The 2293-nt window shown below is 41.5% G+C and carries 1 protein-coding gene; it reads left to right on the plus strand.

Annotated elements, in window-relative coordinates; all coding sequences use genetic code 11:
- Positions 1-4: 4 nt before the first annotated feature.
- Positions 5-2293, plus strand: a 2289-nt coding sequence (uvrA, locus tag P8M52_RS06255) for an excinuclease ABC subunit UvrA (RefSeq protein ID WP_300308913.1), incomplete at its 3' end; no start/stop codon positions are given.

The following is a 2293-nucleotide window of genomic DNA, read 5'->3' on the forward strand; positions in this document are numbered from 1 at the left end:
TCTTATGGATCAAATCAGCATACGTGGCGCTCGCGTTCATAACTTAAAAAATATCGATATTAATATTCCTAGAAATAAGCTGGTAGTTATTACCGGATTATCAGGCTCAGGCAAATCATCGTTAGCGTTTGACACGATTTATGCAGAAGGTCAAAGACGCTATGTTGAATCTTTATCAGCTTACGCCAGGCAATTTCTATCATTGATGGAAAAGCCAGATGTAGACCATATTGAAGGCTTGTCTCCTGCGATTTCTATCGAACAAAAGGCTACCTCGCATAATCCACGTTCTACAGTGGGCACTATTACCGAGATTTATGATTATTTAAGATTGTTATTTGCACGAGCAGGTATTCCAAAATGTCCTGAGCATGAAGTTGACCTACAGTCGCAAACCGTCTCTCAGATGGTGGATGACATAACTTCACTACCTGAAGGTGAAAAAATCATGTTATTAGCACCCATTGTGCAAAATCGCAAAGGCAGTCATAAAAAATTATTAGAGGAGTTGTCACATCAGGGTTTTTTACGGGCACGTGTTGATGGTGAGATTGTCTATTTAGATGAAATGGATGAGCTTAATGGTAAGACTCATCACACTATTGAAATCGTTATCGATCGACTTAAGATTCGTGAAGATATTACATCACGCCTGTCAGAGTCTTTAGAAACGGCACTCAATTTAAGTAGTGGCCTGGTACGGGTTGCACCAATGGGTGAGGATTCTAATTGGGATGAGTTGGTATTTTCTGCGAAATTCTCGTGCGTGCAGTGTGGCTACTCGCTGACCGAACTTGAGCCGCGACTGTTCTCTTTTAACAATCCTGTGGGCGCCTGCCCTACTTGTGATGGATTGGGCGTTAAAGATATGTTTGATGCGGAAAAGGTAGTGGCTAATCCGGGTCTTAGTTTGGCTGATGGCGCTATTTACGGCTGGGGTCGTTCCAATGCTTACTTTTATCAAGTGCTAATGCTGGTCGGCCAATATTATGGATTTGATATCGAAACAACCTATGAAGATTTAAGTGATGAGCATAAAAAAATTGTACTGTATGGTAGTGGAGAGGAAGAAATCGACTTCTCTAAGATCAAGGGTAGAAAAGGCTGGTCAAACAAGCCTAAGCCTTTTGAAGGTGTGATTCCTAGAATGATGCGACGCTATGAAGAGAGTGAAATTCGCTCAGTTCGTGAAGAGCTTTCTCGTTACGTGGTCAGTAAAGATTGTTTCGAGTGTGATGGTGATCGATTAAATGAATCCGCTAGAAACGTCTTTATTGGCGGACAAAATTTATCGCACATCACTAAATTGTCTATTGCCAATATCTATGAATTTCTTCAAGGGTTGGAGTTGCAAGGCTCTAGAGCGCAAATTGCTGACAAGATTCTGAAAGAGATTATTCAGCGTTTAGAATTTTTGATTAATGTCGGTCTAGAATATTTAAGTCTTGATCGTCGAGCAAATACCTTATCGGGCGGTGAGGCGCAGCGTATTCGCTTGGCTAGTCAAATTGGTGCAGGACTCATGGGTGTTTTGTATGTTTTGGATGAGCCTTCTATTGGACTGCATCAGCGTGACAATCAAAAGTTACTAAACACACTGACGTATTTACGCGATATTGGCAATACGGTGATTGTTGTAGAGCATGATGAAGATGCCATCAAACAAGCAGACTACGTTATTGATATTGGCCCAGGTGCTGGCATGCATGGTGGTGAAGTTATTGCGGCAGGAACGCCACAAGAGGTGGCTGACAACCCTAAATCATTAACTGGTGACTACATTAGTGGCAGACAAAGTATTGAAGTGCCAGCAGTGCGGAAAACGTCCGATCGTTGGATTAAAATTAAAGGCGCTAAAGGCAATAATCTAAATAATGTCGATTTGTCAATTCCTGTTGGTGTGCTGACTTGCGTTACTGGCGTATCTGGATCTGGAAAATCTACTTTAATAAATGAAACTTTATACGCCTTGGCTGCGCGAGAATTAAATCGTGCGCAAACAACCCCGGCTGAATTTGATTCAATAGAGGGCTTGGAAAATGTTGATAAAATTGTTAATATTGATCAAAGTCCAATCGGACGAACGCCACGTTCTAACCCGGCTACTTATACGGGTATTTTTTCACTTGTTAGAGATTTGTTCTCGCAAACACTTGAGGCGAGAACCCGAGGGTATAAGGCAGGACGTTTTAGCTTTAATGTTAAAGGTGGTCGTTGTGAAGCTTGTAAGGGTGATGGGCTAATTAAAGTAGAGATGCATTTTTTACCTGATATATACGTACCTTGTGATGTT

The sequence above is a fragment of the Candidatus Thioglobus sp. genome, from assembly GCF_029243085.1.
GTDB lineage: Bacteria > Pseudomonadota > Gammaproteobacteria > PS1 > Pseudothioglobaceae > Thioglobus_A.